Source organism: Burkholderia plantarii (assembly GCF_001411805.1).
Taxonomy (GTDB): Bacteria; Pseudomonadota; Gammaproteobacteria; order Burkholderiales; family Burkholderiaceae; genus Burkholderia; species Burkholderia plantarii.
The window spans coordinates 1,590,515-1,607,696 of record NZ_CP007213.1; the positions used below are offsets into that span (position 1 = coordinate 1,590,515).

Sequence of the window (17,182 nt, forward strand, 5' to 3'; positions counted from 1 at the left end):
AATACTCCACGCAATGTTGGTTGCTACGTGGCCCGGAGCGGGCCTTTAGTCCGCGAGCTGCGGCGCACGGCGCCGCTGCCAGTTTCGTTCAATGAAATGCAGGTACAGGATGCCGGGCAGGCCGAACGCGAGTTCGCGCGCGCGCTTGGCGAGCGACAGCGCGAGCGCCGCGTCCGGCGGCAGCCCGACGAGCGGGGCGAGCAGCAGGTAGCCGCCTTCCTGCGCGCCGAGCGAGCCGGGAATCATGAAGGCGGCGCCGCGAATCGCCTGGCCGACGCTCTCCAGCAGCAGCGCGTCGACAAGCCCGACCGGGTGGCCGAGGAAGTGCAGCGCGAGCCACACCTCGCCGGTGCCGAGCACCCAGCCGGCGAAGCTGAACCAGAACGTGCGGGCCACGCGGTCGCGCTTGCCGTACAGCTCGCCGACGGCCGAGTCGATCGCGTCGGCGCGCGTGGCGAGCGAGGGCCAGTCGCGCGGGCCGAGCGCCTTCGAGACCATCCGCAGCCCGCGGCCGAACAGGCCGCGCCGCTGCGCGAGATAGAAGCCGGCCGCGCAGATGCCGAGCAGCGCGGTGGCGATCAGCGCCGGCGTGCGCAGGTGCGCGGCCGCCTCGCTGTTGGTGCCGAGGCTGAAGGTGGCGATCCCGGCCAGCGCGAACAGGATCTGCGCGAGCGCCTGCATGGTGGTGCTGACCGTCACGGCCGCGGCCGCGCGCGGCATCGGCACGCCTTTCTGCGAGAGGTAGCGCGCCATCAGCACCGGGCCGCCGATCTGTCCGGCCGGCAGCAGGCTGTTGACCGATTCGAGCACCCAGCGCGCGAACAGCGAATCGAGCATCGACACGCCGGGCGTGCCGCGCGGGAACATCACGGCGATCGCGCGCGCGTCGAACACGATCGGCACGAGGTGGAACAGGGCGACCAGGGCGAGGCCCCAGCCGGCCGTCGCGAGCGTCGACACCACGGCACCGAAGCCTTGCCACGACAGCAACGCGATGAACAATGCCGTCCCGATGGACAGCAGGATGAGGCCGGCGCGGGTCATGAGCGGGTGGGGCGGCGCGTCGCGAGCTGCTTGAACACCTGCCGGAAGCCGAAGTAGGCGATCGCATCCTTCATGTTCGAGATGAAGCGCTTCCACGGACGCATGCCCGGGTCGGTCACGTACTCGAAGGTCAGCGAGACGCGGATCTCGTTCTCGCGCGCGGGCGTCACGCGGTGGCGCAGCTTGTCGCCGTCGAACAGGACGATGCCGCCGTCGGCGATCTGCACCGCGCCCGGTTCGTCGGGCACGGCCGGGTTGCGCGTGTGGAGCTCGTATTCGAGCTGGCACGAGGAGTCGTCGATCACGCCGATCAGCAGCGTGTAGCGGCGGCCGTCGTAGTACGAGGTGTCGTAGTGCCAGCCGATGTGGTCGCCCGGCTTCGTGTAGTAGTAGAGCGCGTAGGCGTGCGGATCGTCGGCGGGCGAGACCTGCAGCGTGTCGCCGGTCAGCTTTTCGAGCAGGCCGAGCAGCGCCTTCGAGCGGTACAGCTCGGCGATGTACGGCGCCTTCTCGTCGATCGTGTGGCGGCTCACGCTGCCGCCCTGCTTGTGGCCCGGCAGGTAGTTCCGGTTCAGGTCCGGCAGCAGCGCGCGCGCGAGCCCGGCGAGCTGCGCGGCGGTGTCCTTCGGCAGGAACCGGTCGAGGTAGATGAACGCGCCCTGGCGTTCGAAGTCCTGCCGCAGGCGGTCGGTGTCGAGCGCCGCCACGGCGGCGGCCACGGCCCGGTCGGCGCTCGCGGGCGCGCTCGCGCCGGCGGCCGCGGAGGCGGTGCGCGGCCCGGTTCCGGCTTCGATGGGGGTACTCATTTCGTCGGCTGGATTTCGGTGGGATTGCTGGCGGCGGCCGGGACGGCGGCGCGGCGCACGATGCGCCAGTAGTCGATCACGACCCAGGCCGCGAACAGCGGGGCGCCGATCGCGGCCGCGAACACGAAACGCTCGACACCGTCGAACAGCGTCACGAGCGGCAGCAGGTACAGCACGTCCTCGGTCTCGAAGCCGCCGATCGACGCCTGCCGGGTGCCGGCCTTGCCGGCGAGCGATTCGATCCGCATGCGCAGGAAGAAGATCAGCGCCACGGCCGCGCCGGCGACGGTGCCGAGCAGCACCGGCGGCGCGAACATGCGGCCGCCCTGGGCGACGATCCCCGCGCCCATGCAGACGAACAGCGCCACGGTGATCACCGCGTCGCTCGCGAGGTCGTAGAAATGACCGATCTTGCTGGTCTTGCCGCTGATGCGCGCCAGTTCGCCGTCGGTGTGGTCGACGAAATTGGACAGCACGATCAGGAAGGCCCCCGCGTTGATCCACCCAAACCCGCCCTGCGCAAGGCAGACCGCGCCGGCAAGGCCGATCAGCAGGCGCAGCGTGGTCAGGTGATTCGGGGTAACGGGCGTATCGACGAGCGGCGTGACGAGCCGGCGCGCGAGCCGTGCGTCCCAGGTGCGTGGGGGCGGCGGCACGATGAGTTTTCTTTGGTCCATCGGCGGAATATATACGGATTTGTAACGATTTGCTTTTTGGCAGGGCTCGATTTTGACATGACGATGTCCCGCCGGGGTTTGACCAAAAAGGGATCGATGTCGCGCCACGGTGGATGGCGAGACGAATTTTGAGGCGTTTAGTCGCGATTCGTGGCGCCGGCGCGGCACCGCCCGCGCCACGGTCGGGCGCCGCGGGCTTGCGGGACGGGCGAGAGCGGGGAGCCGGCAGGGCGCGTGGCCGGTTTTTCGTGGTGCCGGGCGGTGCCGCCAAGACCGATTTCGAGCCGTTGGCGAGCGGCGAAATGTGTTGCGCGGTGTTGCGTGCCGCGCAGTGACCGGCGGCCCGGCCTGCGCCGGGTTCGGGGCGCTGGCCGGAATGTCGCGCGGCGCCGGGGGCGGGCCAGTCGCGCTGTCGGCAAATTGAAAGAATAGTGCGCGTCATGGAACGGACGCGGAATAAAGGCGCGCCGCGTGCCGTTTTGCCGTTCGGACGCGCCCGCCGCCGGATTCGACGCGGCGCGCGCGGATCATTTCAACTTCCCTCCATTTCCCCGGCGACGATGAGAATCCTGACAATCCGCGCAGCGCTGCTCGCGATGGCGGCGGCGAGCGCGCCCGCGTTCGCGGCGCCGTCCGGCTGCATGGCCGATGCCACCACCCAGACCGCCATCGACGACTGCGCGGCGAGCCGCTACCGGCAGTCCGACCTGCAACTGAACCACACCTATCAGGCGCTCGTCGCGAAGGTCGCCGAGCCGGCTCGCGGCCGGCTGAAGGAAGCGCAGCGCCACTGGGTGGCGTGGCGCGACGCCCAGTGCGCGTTCGAGGCGAGCGGCGTGGCGGGCGGCAGCGCCGCGCCGATAGTCGCCAGCCAGTGCCTGGACGCGCTCACGCGCGCGCAGACGCGGCGCCTCGACAGCCATCTGCACTGTCCCGAAGGCGACCTCGCCTGCACGAACTGAGGCTCGAACCGGGGCGCAAACCGGGGCGCGCCGTGCCCATGTGCCCGGCGCCCGCGCCACGCTGCCGGGCTGTATAGCCGGATAACAAAAAAAACGCCACGGGCATAGGGTTTTCCTTTCGATCCAAGTAGACTGTCCGACCTTGCGGTCCGACCCCGCGCGCGGCTCATGGCGCGGCGGTGCCGCAATCACGTCGGGCACGGGCCGGCGCGCGCACTCCGGGACGCGCGCCGCGACCGGAGGCCCGACGGCGCCGGGCTCCGCGCTTCACCCCCGCGTCACCCCCCGCGTTTCACCCACATTCATCCGGAGGAGCACATGCATATGAAGCAGACATCCCTGATCGGCGCGCGTCACGTCATTCGGCTCGGCGTCGCCGCGCTGTTCTCGCTGACGGCCGCGACCGGCGCGCTGGCGGACCAGATCGTGAAGATCGGCAGCGTCGAGCCGCTGACGGGCGGCGCCTCGCATCTGGGCAAGGACAACGAGAACGGCGCGCGCCTCGCGATCGAGGAGATTAACGCGCAGGGCCTGACGATCGGCGGCCAGAAGATCACGCTGCAGCTCGACGGCCAGGACGACGCGGGCGACCCGCGCACGGCCACCCAGGTCGCGCAGAAGCTCGTCGACGAGAAGGTCGCGGCGGTGGTCGGCCACCTGAACTCGGGCACCTCGATCCCGGCCTCGAAGATCTACAGCGATGCCGGCATCGTGCAGATCTCGCCGTCGTCGACCAACCCGGTCTATACGCAGCAGGGTTTCAAGACCACCTACCGGATGGTCGCCACCGACGCGCAGCAGGGCCCGGCGCTCGCCAGCTACGCGCAGGCCAAGGCGATCAAGACGGTCGCCGTGATCGACGATTCGACCGCCTACGGCCAGGGGCTCGCCAACGAGTTCGAGAAGAAGGCCAAGGCGCTCGGCATCAAGGTGCTCTCGCACGACGCGACCAACGACAAGGCGGTCGATTTCCGCGCGATCCTCACCAAGATCAAGGGCGAGAACCCGGACGCGATCATGTACGGCGGCATGGACGCGACGGGCGGCCCGCTCGCCAAGCAGGCCAGGCAGCTCGGCCTGCGCGCGAAGCTGTTCTCGGGCGACGGCGTCTGCACCGAGCAGCTCTCGGACCTCGCCGGCCCGGCCGCCGACAACGTGATCTGCTCGCAGCCGGGCGCCGCGATCGAGACGATGCCGGGCGGCGCGGCGTTCCAGGCCAAGTACCAGAAGCGCTTCGGCCAGATCATCAAGTTCGACGCGCCGTTCTCGTATGACGCGGTCTACATCATCGTCGACGCGATGAAGCGCGCGAACTCGACCGACCCGGCGAAGATCCTCGCGGCGATGCCGGCCACCGACCACAAGGGCGTGATCGGCGAGACCGTGTTCGACGCGAAGGGCGACCTGAAGCACGGCGTGATCTCGCTGTACGGCTACAAGGCCGGCAAGAAGACCTTTGTCGACGAAGTGAAGATGTAATCGGCGAGGCCCCGGGCAATCACCGTCCGGGGCCGGCGGCGCGTCGAAGTCCGGCGCGCCGCCGGGCTCAGCGGGCGCGCCGCGCCGCCACCAGCATCATCATCGGGCGCTCGCGCTCCTGCGCCAGCTCGGGCTGCGCCTCCACCTGCGCCGGCGTCGGCCCCCATTCGTTCAGGTGCTCGAACACGAACCCCGACTCCACCAGCAGGTTCAGCAGCGTGCCGAGCGTGCGGTGCTGCTTGATCACCCCCTCGGCCAGCCAGTCCACCTCGCGCCGTCCCTCGCGCTGATAGCCCTCCAGCGGCCAGAAGCGGCCGCCGTCGGCGTCGCTGCGAAAGCCGGGGCGGGCCGACGCGGTCAGCACCGGATGCTCCATCGAGAACACCAGCCGGCCGTCAGGCACCAGCGCACGGTGAATCGCATGCATCAGCGCGGGCAGGTTCTCGACGTAGTGGAACGCCAGCGAACTGTAGACGAGGTCGAACGCGGCGGCCGGCAGGTCGAGCCGTTCGAGGTCGGTGCGGCGGTAGGCGATGCGCGTGTCGCGAGTGGTGGCGGCGGCGCGCTCGAGCATGCGCTCCGAGACGTCGATGCCGAGCACGCTGGCCGCGCCGTGTTCGGCGGCCCAGCGGCAGAACCAGCCGTAGCCGCAGCCGAGATCGGCGATGCGCAGCTCGCGCAGGTCGGGCAGCAGCGCGCGCAGCGCCGGCCATTCCGGGGCGCCGTCGAGCCCGTGAATCGAGCGGTTCAGCTTCGCGTAGCTGGCGAAGAAAGCCGGATCGTCGTAGATGTTCTGTGTCACCGGTAGGGCTCCCGAGATCGATTCGCCGCGCTCCGCGCTCAGGCGCCCGGCGGGCGCGCTCGGCCCGCCACGCGGCGGCGGCGATGTCATGAATGCTCGGGGATCGTAGCGCGTAACGCAAGAACTGGCGAGCCAAGGCTTGAGGCAGGTCTTTTTGTGCGCGATCGGCGCGTGTAAAGGCGCGCGGCAGGTGCAGCCGGCGGGCTCGCGGTTCGGGCCGGGCGGGGGCGCGGCTCGTGCCGGACCCGCATGCGGTGCCGCCGCGCCGGCCGCCCGGCTGCTACACTGAATCGCTCCGAATCCCCGCCAAGCTCCCGATCATGACCACCGCGTCGTCCGGCTTCGTCGCCGGCAACACGCTGCTGAACCCGCAGTGGCTGCGCACCTTCGAAACCCTCGTCGACACCGGCAATTTCACGCGCGCGGCCGAACGGCTCGGGCTCACGCAGGCCGCCGTCAGCCAGCATCTGCGCCATCTGGAGGACCAGCTCGGGCTGCTCGTGATCCGGCGTCCACGCGGCATCGACGTGACGCCCACCGGCCGCGTGGTGCTCGACTACTGCGCCGAGCTTTCGCGCGCCGACCGGCGCTTGCGCGGCCGGCTCGCCGAGGCCGACGCCGATTGCGGCGAGATCAGCCTGATCACGCCCGGCAGCATCGGGCTGGCGATGGCGCCCTGGCTGATCGACATGCAGCTCGAAACGCCGGGCCTGGCGGTGCGGCACCGCTTTGCGCCCGATCGCGAGGTGCTCGACGCGGTGCTGTCGAACCTCTACGAAGTCGGGCTCGTCACGTTGAAGCCCGACGACGAACGGCTCGCCGCCTGCCGCTTCGCCGAGGAACCGCTCGAACTCGTGGTGCCGGCCGGCGAACGGGCGCACGACTGGAGCGACCTGCAGCGGCTCGGCTTCATCGACCATCCGGACGGCATCGCGATGGCCAACCGCCTGCTGAGCCGGCGCTTTCCCGACAATCCCGGCGTGCGCGGCCTGCCGCGCCGCGCCTTCACGAACCAGGTCGGCCTGATCCTCGAACCGGTCGCGCGCGGGCTCGGCTTCACGGTGATTCCTCGCTACGCGCGGCAGGCGTTCGCGCGCCAGGACGCGATCGGGGTGATCGAGTGCGGCGCGCCGGTGGTGGATACGCTCTGGCTGATCCATCGCGCCGAATGGGGGCTGTCGAGCCGCATGGCGCGCGCCGTCGAGACGCTGCGCGAGCGGCTCGGCACGGCCGTCGCGGTGGCCTGCGAGCGCGATGCCGTGCCGCATCGGGGGCGGTGAGCGGCGGCGCGCCGGCGCCCGACGGCGCGCTCATGCCCACCCCGCCCACCCCGCCTAAAGGACCGGCGGGCCGCTGCCGTTAAGGCGTCGTCGGGAAAACGAAAAACAGACGACGGGGGACCAACATGGACACGCCGGGAAAACCGGCCTCGGCGCTTGGCGAGGGGCTGAGGCATTCGCTCGCCGAGGCGCGGCAGAAGGCGCGCGAGCTGGCCGATCGGGTCGAGGTGCCGGCCGCGCTGACCGGGCTCACGCAGAACGTGGCGTCGACGGCGCGCGGGATCGCCGCGGCGGGCCGGGAGCAGGCGGGGCGCCTCGCGCAGCAGGCCGGAGGCCGGCGTGCCGGGCTCGACCAGGAGGTGCGGGCGCGCCTCGAGGCCGATCTGCGGCGCCTGCGCGACCACGCGGAGCAGGGCGGCGAGAAGCTGGCCAGCTATTTCAAGACGACCTTCGAGGTCGACAAGACCACCGCGCAGATGATCGAGGAAATGCGGGCGCGCCGGCCGATTCCCGCCGCGAGCATCGACGACATCTTCGAGCAGTGCAAGCGCGAGGCGTTCCAGCGCACGCTGGAGGAGTTCTTCCGCGAGCCGGGCGAGGCCGCCGAGGGCGCCGCGGCGGCCGCGAGCGAGGCCGGCTCGGGACGGATTCACGTCGATGCGGCGAGCGGCCGGCTCGTGATCGGCGAGCCGGCGGCGCCTCTCGCGGCCGCCGCGTTGCCCGAGCCGCCCGTCGCGCTCGCGCCGCCTGCCTCGCGCTCGGCGCCCTTGGCGCCCTTGGCGCCCGAGGCCGGCCACGCCGGGCTGGCCAGCCCGATGGCCGCGTCGTCGCTCGATGCGAACACGCGCCGGCTCGCGCAGCAACTGGTCGGGCTGATCCTGCTGGAGACGATCGACCTGTTCATCGACGAGATCCACGACATCGCCGTGCGCGGCCCGTTCGGCGACGAGCACGGGCTGATCGCCGGCATCCACGCGCGGCGCGAACGCATCGCGAGCCAGCTCGGCAGCCGCTTCCAGGAACACCAGATCCGGGCACGCGCCCGCGCGATCGGCCTCGAGGGCGGCATCGACGGCGTGCTCGGCGCGATCCAGCAGATTCTCGTCACGCATCTCGTGAAGACACCGCTGCACATGCTGTCGGTGATCCGCGTCTGCACCCGGTCGATGGTGCGGTGTACGCGGGTGATGGTGGGCGACGGCGAGCGCAAGTTCGACGACCTGCGGATGATCGTGGGCGGCGCCGCCAGCAGCGTGATGAGCATCCACGTGGCCGACGCGATCGCCGGGGGCGTGGCCGTGGTGCCGCTGCTGAACCTCTACGGCGAGAAGGTGGCGGCGGTGCTGACCGAGGTGATCGTCACGGCGGTGCCGCTCGGCGCCGTCTACGTGTTCGAGCGCAACAAGGGGCGCTTCAGGTTCCGCGCGGCCGGGGGCTGACGGCCGGGGCCGGGCGCCGCGGCGCCGCGGCGCCGTGAAAAGGATCCCGATCGCGCGGCGAGGCTAGAATGGCCAGTCCGCCCGCGACCGCGGCCGGGCGTCGGCGTCCGGCCCGGGCCGGCGCGCCGGCGCCGCCCGTCGCGCCCTGGATACCAACCGAACAGGTGAGCCCATGGAACCAACCCCGCAGCGCGCCGCCGGCGCGACGCCCGCCGTCAAGCGCCACGATGTGCGCGATTTCTTCCGCCGTCCCGAACGCACCGGCTTCCAGCTCTCGCCCGACGGCCGCCATCTGTCGTTCCTCGCGCGCCATGCCGGCCGCCTCAACCTGTTCGTGCAGGCCGTCGACGAGCGCGGCCGCGTCCACGGCGAGCCGCGCGTGCTGACCAACGAATCGGCGCGCGACGTGCCCGGCCACGTCTGGAAGGGCAACGACCGCGTGCTGTACGTGAAGGACTTCGGCGGCGACGAGAACTACCACGTGCTGTCGGTGCCGATCGACGGCGGCCCGGCCGTGGACCTGACGCCCTACGACGGCGTGCGCGCCTCGATCGTCGACGGGCTGATCGACGACGACCGCCACATCCTGCTGTCGCACAACCGCCGCGACGCGACCGTGTTCGACGTGCTGCGGGTGGACGTGACGACCGGCGAGGCCAGCGTGATCGCCGAGAATCCCGGCAACATCCTCGGCTGGATGACCGACCACGCGGGGCGGCTGCGCGTGGCCGTGTCGTCGGACGGCGTGAACCAGACGCTGCTCTATCGCGACGAGGAGAGCGAGCCGTTCCGGGCGCTCGCCACCACCAACTTCCGCGAGACGCTCGCGCCGATCTTCTTCACGTTCGACGACCGCCGGCTCTACGTGCTGTCCAACCGCGGGCGCGACCGCGTCGCGATCTTCGAGTTCGACCCGCAGACGGGGCTGGAGGGGACGCTGCTGTTCGAGCACCCCGAGGTGGACGTGAAGGGCATGAGCTTCTCGCGCGAGCGACGCGTGCTGACCACCGCCTGGTACGAGGACGACCGGATCCGCGCGCATCACTTCGACGCGCAGGTGGCCAACCTCTACGCCGATCTCGACGCGCGCCTGCCGGGCGGCGAATCGAGCATCGCCAGCCTGACGCGCGACGAATCGCGGATGCTGGTGCGCAACGCGCGCGACCTGTCGCCGGGCGCGGTCTGGTTCTACGACGTCGGCTCGCGCGAACTCACGCGGATCGAAGACCTGACGCCGTGGCTCGACCCCGCCGACATGGCGCCGATGCGGCCGATCGAATACACCTCGCGCGACGGGCTGCGCATCCACGGCTACCTGACGCTGCCGGCCGGCGTCGAGCCCGATGCGCCCGGCGCCGCGAAGCTGCCGCTGGTGGTGAACCCGCACGGCGGGCCGTGGGCGCGCGACCACTGGGGCTTCAATCCCGAGGTGCAGCTGCTCGCCAATCGCGGCTACGCGGTGCTGCAGATGAACTTCCGCGGCTCGATCGGCTACGGCCGCGCGTTCTGGGAGGCCAGCTTCGGCCAGTGGGGCCGCGCGATGCAGGACGACATCGACGACGGCGTCGACTGGCTGGTCGGGCAGGGGCTCGTCGATCCGGCGCGCATCGCGATCTACGGCGCGAGCTACGGCGGCTACGCGACGCTGGCCGGCGTCGCGTTCACGCCCGAGCGCTACGCGGCCGCCGTCGACTACGTCGGCGTCTCGAACCTGTTCACGCTGCTCGAATCGATGCCGCCGTACTGGAAGCCGCTGCTCGAGATGATGTACGAGCAGATCGGCAACCCGAACACCGAGGCCGGGCGGCAGGCGCTGCACGACGCCTCGCCGCTGTTCTTCGCCGATCGCATCGTCACGCCGCTGTTCGTCGCGCAGGGCGCCAACGATCCGCGCGTCAAGCAGGCCGAGAGCGACCAGATCGTGGCCGCGCTGCGCGAGCGCGGCGTGGACGTCCAGTACATGCTGAAGGCCGACGAAGGGCACGGCTTCGCCAACGAGGAGAACCAGTACGAGTTCTACGAGGCGATGATCGCGTTCCTCGACGCGCATCTCGGCGCCGTGCGGGAGGGCTGAGGGCGGCCGGCGGCTGTCGGGCCGCCCGCGCCGCCCGGCAGCGCCGCTCAGGTCGTACCGGCCTTGCGCGTTGCGCGCCGGGCCGCCGACGCACGGTTTGCCTCGTTCGCGCCGGTCGCCCGGGGCGCGGCCGGTGCTGCCGGCGTCTGCGCCGCCTCCCTCTCCGCCACCGGCACCGCATTCTCGCCTTTCTCCTTCCTCGCGCCCGCCGCCGCCTGCTCGGGCGCGACGTCCGCGTGCGCGGCGTCCAGGCAATCCTGGAACAGCAGCGCGGCCCGCGACGGCTGCGGCGAGCGCCGGTGCAGGCTGACGAACCGGCAGCGGTACTGGAAGCGGTGCGGCGCGATCGCCTGCATGCGGCCGGCGCGCTCGAAACTCTCGGCGTAGTGATCGGGCAGGAAGCCGAGGAAGCGGCCCGAGAGGATCAGCGTGGCGATCGATTCCTGGTCCGAGGCCGTGGCGCTGCGCGTGAGCTTCGCGCGGTGCGTGAGCTGCAGGTTCGGCGAATGGAAGCCGAGCCCGGCGAACGCATGCTCGCGAATCCGCTCCCAGCCGAGCCGCCGGTGCGAGGCGCCGAACAGCGGGTGGCCGGCGCCGCAGTAGAGCAGCATCCGCTCGTCGAACAGCCCGGTGTAGACGAGGCTGCCCGAGCTGCGGTGTTCGGGGATGATGCCGATCTGGTAGCTGCCGTCGATCACGCCGCGCTCGATCTCCTGGATCGAGCCCACGTGCAGGTTCAGCCCCACGTCGGGAGCGGCCTGCGCGAAGCGGCGGATCGCGTCGGCGACGCGCGCGGCCGGATTGGTGGCGGTCTTGTCGAACATCGCGATCTGCAGTTCGCCGCCCATCCGGTCGTGGATGCCGTCCACGCGGCTGCGGAATGCCTCCAGCGAGGCGAGCAGCCGCAGCGTTTCCTCGTAGACGGTCTGCCCCTCGGGCGTCAGCGTGAAGCCGGCGCGCCCGCGCCGGCACAGCACCAGGCCGAGCCGCGTCTCGAGATCCTTCACGTGGCGGCTGATGGTCGAGATCCCGATATTGAGTTCCAGTTCGGCGGCGGCCATCCCGCCGCATTGCACGACCACCTTGAAGACGCGCAGCAGGCGCAGGTCCATGTCGCTGAGCTGGCCGAGCAGCGCGCGATGCTTGGGGCTTCTTGCTTGCATGAATGCTCAAGTAAACATTGATATTGCGATATTCAAAAGACTATCCGGCGCCCCAACAATGCGCAACACACCGAACCACGAGGAGCGCCCCGCGCCTGCCGACATGACCGAACTGACCGCCCCCCAGCAAGCGGACGCGATCCGCACCGACGCCGCCTGGCTCGACGCCCACTGGATGCCGTTCACCGGCAACCGCCAGTTCAAGCAGGACCCGCGCATCATCGTCGAGGGCAAGGGCGCCTATTACACCGACGCGGCCGGCCGCAAGATCTTCGACGGCCTGTCGGGCCTCTGGTGCTGCGGCCTCGGCCACGGCCGCAGCGAGATCACCGAGGCGGTCAGCCGCCAGATCGCGAAGCTCGACTATGCGCCGGGCTTCCAGTTCGGCCATCCGCAGTCGTTCGAACTCGCGAACCGGATCAAGGCGCTGACGCCGGCCGGCCTCGACCACGTGTTCTTCACGAGCTCGGGCTCGGAGGCCGCCGACACCTCGCTGAAGATGGCCCGCGCCTACTGGCGCGCCAAGGGCCGTGGCACCAAGACGCGCCTGATCGGCCGCGAGAAGGGCTACCACGGCGTGAACTTCGGTGGCATTTCGGTGGGCGGGATCGGCGCGAACCGCAAGCTGTTCGGCCAGGGCGTCGACGCCGATTTCCTGCCGCACACGCAGCTCGCGCAGAACCGCTTCTCGCGCGGCCTGCCCGAACACGGCGTCGAGCTGGCCGACCGGCTGCTCGACCTGATCGCGCTGCACGACGCGTCGAACATCGCCGCGGTGATCGTCGAGCCGTTCTCGGGCTCGGCCGGCGTGGTGGTGCCGCCCAAGGGCTACCTGAAGCGGCTGCGCGAGATCTGCACCGCGCACGACATCCTGCTGATCTTCGACGAGGTGATCACGGGCTTCGGCCGCGCCGGCGCGCTGACGGGCGCCGACGCGTTCGGCGTGATGCCGGACCTGCTCAACTTCGCGAAGCAGGTCACGAACGGCACGCAGCCGCTCGGCGGCGTGGTGGCCACCCGGGAGATCCACGACACGTTCATGGCCGCGGGCGGGCCGGAGTACCTGGTGGAGTTTCCGCACGGCTACACCTATTCGGCGCATCCGGTGGCCTGCGCGGCCGGCAACGCGGCGCTGGAACTGCTGCGCCGCGAGGACGGCGTGGGCCGCGTGCGCGCGCTCGCGCCGCATTTCGAGAACGCCGTCCACGGCCTGAAGGGCGTGCGCCACGTGGCCGACATCCGCAACTTCGGCCTCGCCGCCGGCATCTCGATCGATCCGCTGCCGGGCGAGCCGGCGCGGCGCCCGTTCGAGATCGCGATGCGCTGCTGGGAAAAGGGCTTCTACGTGCGCTACGGCGCCGACACGATCCAGCTCGCGCCGCCGTTCATCGCCGAGCCGCGCGAGATCGACAACCTGGTCGGGGCGCTGGCCGACGCGCTGAACGCGACGGCCTGAGCACGCGGCCGGCGACGGCATCGGCATCCGCTCGCGGCGGATGCCCGCACGCGGCACCGGACGATCGCGCCGGTGCCGCGTTTTTCATGGTGCCGCGTCACCTTCACGTCGCCCCGCACCCTGCACCCCTCAGGCCGGCTCCCAAGCCGGCAGCCTGCGTTCGAGATGCGCGGCCACCGCCAGCAGCTGGTGCTCGTCCCAATGCCGTCCCACCAGCTGCAGCCCGATCGGCAGCCCGCTCTCGGGGCAGCGGCCCGCCGGGATCACCACCGCCGGCGAGCCGCTCAGGCTGAACGGGAACACGTAGCGGTAGGTGGCCGGCTCGCGCAGCGATTCACCATGGCCGAATGCCACGTCCGGGTACACGGGGCAGATCAGCACGTCGATCTCGCGGAACCAGGCGGCCAGCTGGTAGCGCACCGTGTCGCGCATCACGAGCGCGGCGCGCAGCTCGTCGACGCTCATTTCCAGCCCGGCGCTCCACTCGAGCAGGGCCGCGATGGGCGGCGAGAACGCCTGCTTGCCGATCCGCCCGAACAGCTGCCGCCAGCCGCGGCCGCCGTCGCCGCCGAGGATCAGCACCTTCCACAGCACCTCGCAGGCCTCGTCCACCATCGGCGGCGCGCGCTCCACCACCGAGGCGACCGCGCCGTCGAGCAGCGCCGCCGCGTGCTGGAGCCGCTCGCGCACGGCCGCCGAGGGCCGCGCCGGCCCGGCGCTTTCGTGCCAGACGCCGACCCGCAGCGGGGCCAGCGGCTGGCGGCGGTAATCGCCGAACGGGGCCGGCACCGTGTCGGGATCGTGGCCGTCCGGGCCGCTGATCAGCTCGCCGAGCAGCGCGACGTCGTCCACGCCGCGCCCCATCACGGCGAACGACGAGCACAGGTGGAACAGGCCGGAGCGGTCCTGCGGGAACTGGCCCGTCAGCGGCACGCGCCACTGCGTCGGCTTCAGGCCGTACACGCCGTTGAAGTGGGCCGGCACGCGCACGCTGCCGCAGGCGTCGGAGGCGAGGCCGCCCGGGCTCATGCCGGCGGCGATCGCGGCGGCCTCGCCGCCGCTGCTGCCGCCCGCCGAGCGGTCCGGATGATGCGGATTGAGGGTGCGGCCGTGCAGCAGGTTGTCGGTCTCGAACGCCATGCACATCTCGGGCACGTTGCTGAGCCCGAGCGCGACGGCGCCGGCGTCGAACAGCCGCTGCACCACGGTGGCGTTGGCATCGCTGGCCTTGCCGTGCAGCTCGCGCACGCCGCGGCTCGGGTGGAAGCCGCGCACGTGGCAGGCGTCCTTCAGGGTCAGCGGCACGCCGTGCAGCGGGCCGTGCAGCCGGCCGCGCCGCAGCGCGGCGTCGGCCGCGTCGGCCTCGGCCAGCACCTGCCGGGGCGCGGCCGGCTCGATGATGGCGTTCAGGCGCGGATTGCGTTCGGCGATGCGCGCCAGATAATGCTCGGCCAGCGCGCGGCTGCTCAGGCGGCCGCGCCGTTGCAGGCCGACCAGTTCCCGCAGGGGCAGGGTATCGATGGGGATCATGGGCATCGTCACAGCTTGCGCAGCAGCGCGTTGGGCAGGTGGTACATGGAACGCGTGACGCGACGCATCACGGCGATCTTCCAGGCCGGCAGCGCGGCCACCGCCTCCAGCGCCTCGCGCGAGCGCGCCAGCACCTCGTCGATGGTCGCGGCGCTCACGGTCAGCGGCGGGTAATAGCGCAGCACCGGCCGCTCGGCGCGCTCGTTCATCGAGTGGCCGGCATGCACGTTGCGCTTGCCCAGCTCCATCGAGAGCAGCGATTCGTAGACGGCGCCCTTGAGCCTGAGGCCCGTCATCAGGCCGATGCCGGGCACGTCCTCGATGATCCGCGGGAAGCGCCGCGCCAGCGCCATCAGCCCCTGGCGCAGCTGCAGGCCGCGCTCGACCGAGGCCTGCACCAGCTGCTCGTCCTCGATCACGTCGAGCGAGGCCAGCGCCGCCGCGCAGGCGAACGGATGGCCGCCGCAGCTGTCGTGGTCGTCGGGCGGCGCGGGCAGGCGCGCCAGCGTCTCCTGGCGGTACATCACGCAGGCGATCGACGCGTAGCCGCCCGTCAGCCCCTTCGACAGGATCAGGATGTCGGGCTCGATGCCGCCGTATTCCACGGCGAACATCTTGCCGCAGCGGCCGAAGGCGGTCTGGATCTCGTCGGCGACGAGCAGCGTGCCGGTGCGGTCGCACAGCGCGCGGATGTCCTCCAGGTAGCCGAGCGGCGGCATGCGCAGATGGGCGCCGCCGAGGATCGGTTCGAGGTAGACGGCGCAGGCGCCGTCGCCGACCGCCTCGCGCATCGCCGCCATGTCACCGTAGGGCACGATGCTGACGTCGTCGCCGAACCGGCCGAAGCTGGCCTCGTGCTGGCGCTGGCCGAGGATGCTCATGGCCGCCAGCGTCTTGCCGTGATACGCCCCGGCGGTGATCACGATGCGCCGGCGCGGCGCGTTGGCGGCGAGTGCGTAGCGGATCGAATGCTCCACGGCCTCGGCGCCCGACACCATGTAGCGCACCTCGCCCCAGTCGCCGGGCGCGAGCGCCTTCAGGCGCGCCGTCAGCTCCTGCTGGAGCGGATCGACGGTGCCGCGCGGCAGCCAGGCCAGCCGCGCCAGCTGCGCGTCGATGCGCTGCTGCACGCGCGGATGGCGGTGGCCGACGATGAACACGCCGTAGCTGCAGGCGAAATCCAGATAGCTGCGCCCGGTATGGTCATGCACCTCGCAGCCGGACGCCTGCGCCTCGATCTGGCTGCCGGCGATGCGGTAGAGCTTGGCCGCCGACGCGCCCCAGTGTTTCTCGCAGGTGTCCAGCAGCTGCCGGCGGTCAAGCGTTGCGGTGTTCATCGAAGCTTCTCCTGATGGTGTCGAGCGCGTCGTTGAGCGTCGGGGTCCGGGTGACGGCCGACGGGTAGAGGGTCAGCGTCCGGCCGCGCGGCGCGCGCACCAGCACGCCGGCCGCGAGCAGCCGCTGCGGCAGGCTTTCGGCATCGATGCCGTCCGGCAGGCGCAGGTTGACGATGCCGCCCGTCACGCTGGATACGTGCCCGGCCAGCGCGTCGGCGATGCGCTGGCCGAGTGCCCGGAAGCGGGCCGGCGCGTCGTGCCGCGTCGCGTGTTCGAGCGCGGCCAGCGCGGCCACGCATGACAGCGGATTGCCGCCGGTGGTGCTGCCGTGCTTGGCGGGCGAGCTGCGGCCGTAGACGCGGTAGGCGCGTTCGGCCGAGGTCAGGTAGCAGCCGACCGGAATCGCGCGGCCGCCCAGCGCGCCGCCCAGCACCAGGATGTCGGGGTCCGTGCCACCCGCTTCGTGGCCGAACATCACGCCGCTGGCACCGAGGCAGATCTCGCTCGCCTGGCAGACCAGCGGCACCTTCGCGGCGCGCGCCAGCGCCGCGATCTGGCGCAGGCGGTCGGCCGCGAGCGGCACCAGCGCGCCGTCGGGCCGGCGCACCAGCGGCGAGTAGCAGAGCGCGAAGCAGCGGCCCAGCTCGGCGGCCGACGGCAGCGGCCCGTCGCATTCGATGGTCAGCGTGTCGAGGCCGAGGAAGCGGCGCAGCGCGGCGTGGCCGTCCGGATCCTCGAGGCAGCGGCCGTAGCTGAGCGAGCCGAATTCGCTGCCGCGCACGTGGGCGAGGCATCGCAGCTCGGGCCGCAGCCCCTTGCACAGCTTCAGCGCGCCTTCGAACGCCTCGTCGCCGGAACTGCACACGTAGGCGTTGGACAGCGTCGGCGGCAGCAGTGCGGCCAGCTCGCGGCAGAGCCGCAGCAGCGGTTCGGACATCATCACGCGGTTGGACAGGCCCATCAGCGCGGCCTGCTCGCGCACCTTGCCGATGATGTCGGGCAGGCCGAAGCCGAGGCCGCCGCTGGCCAGGTCGACGATGCGGCGGCCGCCGCCGTCGATCAGGATTTCGCCTTCCGCGCTCTGGATCTGCCCGGCGAGAGGGGGCAGGGCGTCGCGTGCCGTCATGGCAGTC

General features: G+C 71.4%; 14 protein-coding genes. 6 read left to right on the forward strand and 8 right to left on the reverse strand.

The window, feature by feature from the left end; genetic code table 11:
- Nucleotides 1-45: 45 nt before the first annotated feature.
- From bpln_RS24075 to bpln_RS24085, 3 genes are read right to left on the reverse strand one after another with little or no spacing between them, the layout of a single operon-like run.
- Nucleotides 46-1,044 carry an HpnL family protein gene (locus bpln_RS24075; protein WP_055140213.1) on the reverse strand — a complete coding sequence of 333 codons (999 nt, stop codon included), beginning with the start codon at nucleotides 1,042-1,044 and terminating at the stop codon, nucleotides 46-48.
- Nucleotides 1,041-1,850, reverse strand: coding sequence for a HalD/BesD family halogenase (locus bpln_RS24080; protein ID WP_055140214.1), 810 nt, complete (start codon nucleotides 1,848-1,850; stop codon nucleotides 1,041-1,043). The genes bpln_RS24075 and bpln_RS24080 overlap by 4 nt, the downstream gene beginning before the upstream one ends.
- The gene (locus bpln_RS24085) at nucleotides 1,847-2,527 is read right to left on the reverse strand and encodes a CDP-alcohol phosphatidyltransferase family protein (RefSeq protein WP_042627754.1); all 681 of its coding nucleotides are present in this window, start codon (nucleotides 2,525-2,527) and stop codon (nucleotides 1,847-1,849) included. Before bpln_RS24085 ends, bpln_RS24080 begins: the two co-directional genes overlap by 4 nt.
- A gap of 560 nt (nucleotides 2,528-3,087) precedes the next feature.
- Here bpln_RS24085 and bpln_RS24090 point away from each other — a divergent pair.
- Entirely contained in the window at nucleotides 3,088-3,489 is a 402-nt protein-coding gene (locus tag bpln_RS24090; protein ID WP_055140215.1) for a lysozyme inhibitor LprI family protein, read from the forward strand.
- 324 nt (nucleotides 3,490-3,813) lie between these two features.
- On the forward strand, nucleotides 3,814-4,968 hold the full coding sequence (locus tag bpln_RS24095) for a branched-chain amino acid ABC transporter substrate-binding protein (RefSeq protein WP_055140216.1): 1,155 nt from the start codon (nucleotides 3,814-3,816) through the stop codon (nucleotides 4,966-4,968).
- Between the two features lie 67 nt (nucleotides 4,969-5,035).
- Here bpln_RS24095 and bpln_RS24100 read toward each other — a convergent pair whose 3' ends face one another.
- Entirely contained in the window at nucleotides 5,036-5,770 is a 735-nt protein-coding gene (locus bpln_RS24100) for a class I SAM-dependent methyltransferase (RefSeq protein ID WP_055140217.1), read from the reverse strand.
- Nucleotides 5,771-6,090: 320 nt separating this feature from the next.
- On the opposite strand from bpln_RS24100, the gene bpln_RS24105 reads away from it, so the two are divergent.
- From bpln_RS24105 to bpln_RS24115, 3 genes are all read left to right on the forward strand, one after another.
- Entirely contained in the window at nucleotides 6,091-7,050 is a 960-nt protein-coding gene (locus bpln_RS24105) for a LysR family transcriptional regulator (RefSeq protein ID WP_171907273.1), read from the forward strand.
- Between the two features lie 125 nt (nucleotides 7,051-7,175).
- On the forward strand, nucleotides 7,176-8,489 hold the full coding sequence (locus tag bpln_RS24110; RefSeq protein ID WP_055140218.1) for a hypothetical protein: 1,314 nt from the start codon (nucleotides 7,176-7,178) through the stop codon (nucleotides 8,487-8,489).
- Nucleotides 8,490-8,661: 172 nt separating this feature from the next.
- Complete coding sequence (locus bpln_RS24115) at nucleotides 8,662-10,563, forward strand: S9 family peptidase (protein ID WP_042627758.1); 1,902 nt, start codon at nucleotides 8,662-8,664, stop codon at nucleotides 10,561-10,563.
- Between the two features lie 47 nt (nucleotides 10,564-10,610).
- Here the strand turns inward: bpln_RS24115 and bpln_RS24120 are convergent, their stop codons facing one another.
- Nucleotides 10,611-11,726: a LysR family transcriptional regulator gene (locus bpln_RS24120; protein ID WP_055140219.1), complete on the reverse strand. Its 1,116-nt coding sequence runs from the start codon at nucleotides 11,724-11,726 to the stop codon at nucleotides 10,611-10,613.
- Between the two features lie 103 nt (nucleotides 11,727-11,829).
- On the opposite strand from bpln_RS24120, the gene aptA reads away from it, so the two are divergent.
- A complete protein-coding gene (gene aptA, locus bpln_RS24125) occupies nucleotides 11,830-13,182 on the forward strand; it encodes an omega-aminotransferase AptA (protein ID WP_055141200.1) in 1,353 nt (450 codons plus the stop codon).
- Nucleotides 13,183-13,311: 129 nt separating this feature from the next.
- Here aptA and bpln_RS24130 read toward each other — a convergent pair whose 3' ends face one another.
- The 3 genes from bpln_RS24130 to bpln_RS24140 are packed head-to-tail and all read right to left on the reverse strand — an operon-like array spanning nucleotide 13,312 to nucleotide 17,175.
- Nucleotides 13,312-14,712, reverse strand: coding sequence for an amidase (locus bpln_RS24130; RefSeq protein ID WP_055141201.1), 1,401 nt, complete (start codon nucleotides 14,710-14,712; stop codon nucleotides 13,312-13,314).
- An 8-nt stretch (nucleotides 14,713-14,720) separates the two neighbouring features.
- On the reverse strand, nucleotides 14,721-16,049 hold the full coding sequence (locus bpln_RS24135) for an aspartate aminotransferase family protein (protein WP_055140220.1): 1,329 nt from the start codon (nucleotides 16,047-16,049) through the stop codon (nucleotides 14,721-14,723).
- A complete protein-coding gene (locus bpln_RS24140; protein WP_055140221.1) occupies nucleotides 16,030-17,175 on the reverse strand; it encodes an aminotransferase class III-fold pyridoxal phosphate-dependent enzyme in 1,146 nt (381 codons plus the stop codon). Before bpln_RS24140 ends, bpln_RS24135 begins: the two co-directional genes overlap by 20 nt.
- Between the last annotated feature and the right edge of the window lie 7 nt (nucleotides 17,176-17,182).

Bases quoted from the DNA above. Each gene is read 5' to 3' on its own strand.
- bpln_RS24075 (WP_055140213.1), bottom strand. From the start codon at position 1,044: ATGACCCGCGCCGGCCTCATCCTGCTGTCCATCGGGACGGCATTGTTC.
- bpln_RS24080 (WP_055140214.1), bottom strand. From the start codon at position 1,850: ATGAGTACCCCCATCGAAGCCGGAACCGGGCCGCGCACCGCCTCCGCG.
- bpln_RS24085 (WP_042627754.1), bottom strand. From the start codon at position 2,527: ATGGACCAAAGAAAACTCATCGTGCCGCCGCCCCCACGCACCTGGGAC.
- bpln_RS24090 (WP_055140215.1), top strand. From the start codon at position 3,088: ATGAGAATCCTGACAATCCGCGCAGCGCTGCTCGCGATGGCGGCGGCG.
- bpln_RS24095 (WP_055140216.1), top strand. From the start codon at position 3,814: ATGAAGCAGACATCCCTGATCGGCGCGCGTCACGTCATTCGGCTCGGC.
- bpln_RS24105 (WP_171907273.1), top strand. From the start codon at position 6,091: ATGACCACCGCGTCGTCCGGCTTCGTCGCCGGCAACACGCTGCTGAAC.
- bpln_RS24110 (WP_055140218.1), top strand. From the start codon at position 7,176: ATGGACACGCCGGGAAAACCGGCCTCGGCGCTTGGCGAGGGGCTGAGG.
- bpln_RS24115 (WP_042627758.1), top strand. From the start codon at position 8,662: ATGGAACCAACCCCGCAGCGCGCCGCCGGCGCGACGCCCGCCGTCAAG.
- bpln_RS24120 (WP_055140219.1), bottom strand. From the start codon at position 11,726: ATGCAAGCAAGAAGCCCCAAGCATCGCGCGCTGCTCGGCCAGCTCAGC.
- aptA (WP_055141200.1), top strand. From the start codon at position 11,830: ATGACCGAACTGACCGCCCCCCAGCAAGCGGACGCGATCCGCACCGAC.
- bpln_RS24130 (WP_055141201.1), bottom strand. From the start codon at position 14,712: ATGATCCCCATCGATACCCTGCCCCTGCGGGAACTGGTCGGCCTGCAA.
- bpln_RS24135 (WP_055140220.1), bottom strand. From the start codon at position 16,049: ATGAACACCGCAACGCTTGACCGCCGGCAGCTGCTGGACACCTGCGAG.
- bpln_RS24140 (WP_055140221.1), bottom strand. From the start codon at position 17,175: ATGACGGCACGCGACGCCCTGCCCCCTCTCGCCGGGCAGATCCAGAGC.